The 891-nt window shown below is 53.2% G+C and carries 2 pseudogenes; both read right to left on the reverse strand.

Annotation, left to right across the window (positions count from 1 at the left end):
* Positions 1–304 (reverse strand): annotated as a pseudogene (locus ABJ99_RS00695) (DEAD/DEAH box helicase); the annotation flags it as partial.
* 107 nt (positions 305–411) lie between these two features.
* Positions 412–891, reverse strand: a pseudogene (locus ABJ99_RS00700) (DUF6094 domain-containing protein); the annotation flags it as partial.

Genomic DNA, 891 nt, shown 5'->3' on the forward strand with positions numbered 1-891 from the left:
TGGCCATCATCGTTTTGCCTGTACCCATCTCGGCATTGATGATGCCAGCCCGTTCAGTCTGATCGAGCAAAAGCGCGGCAACGGCCTGGACCACTTGAGCCTGTGCAGGGAAGGGCTGTCGTTTGAGGCCCTCCAGCACCCGCTGCCGAGCCGGATTGTCGATGCCGGCATAGACCGGTGGGTTCGAACGGTTGAGTGACTCCAGAAGTTCGTCACCAAACTCCTCGATAAACTCAGTGAGCCCAATGTTTAAAGTTTCCCCACGAGAGTGGCCTACAGGCACTTCTAAAGTCAGGTCGTTCATGATGCTTCTCCACTAATGGGTTAAACAGGGCATGCACGACACCACCAAGGGTATTGTTCATACCCTGTTGAGCGGTTAGATGATTGAAAGGTCTTGATAAAGTTTAGTTAGTAGTCAGATGGCAACATGACTGTTGTTACTGAGCGATCTGACTCGGTAATGATCCAGAGTCTGGTCTCATCTTCAGCGTCGATGTCATACCCGGAAAATAGTCGACCATCAGCTTTGAGTGCGTGCTGATTGCTGTCCCAGTCGTCATTCGAAATCTCGCCCCAATCGCCCGTCGCGTGACGCTGCAGGTACTGCATCACGTCGAGAGAGCTGTTTTGGAGCAGGCTTTGAACGCTATGCGTGACCATCACACGGCCCATTTCAAATGAAGCGTCCTGACTACGTGCTTCAGTGTTGGAGGTGGTTACAGGTGCAGCTGGTGTAGTCGCATCCGAGCTGATGGTCAGTGAGCATCCAAGTTGGCGTGAGCCTGGCGTCATGTCCCATGCCCGGACTCTGGGCACAAAACGATCAGTCAAGATCCGTGTCTCGAAAACGTTGCCGTCCTCGTCCTCGGTGAATTCGGTCTTGGGAAC

Source organism: Pseudomonas syringae pv. cilantro, from assembly GCF_001293775.1.
Taxonomy (GTDB): Bacteria; Pseudomonadota; Gammaproteobacteria; order Pseudomonadales; family Pseudomonadaceae; genus Aquipseudomonas; species Aquipseudomonas syringae_P.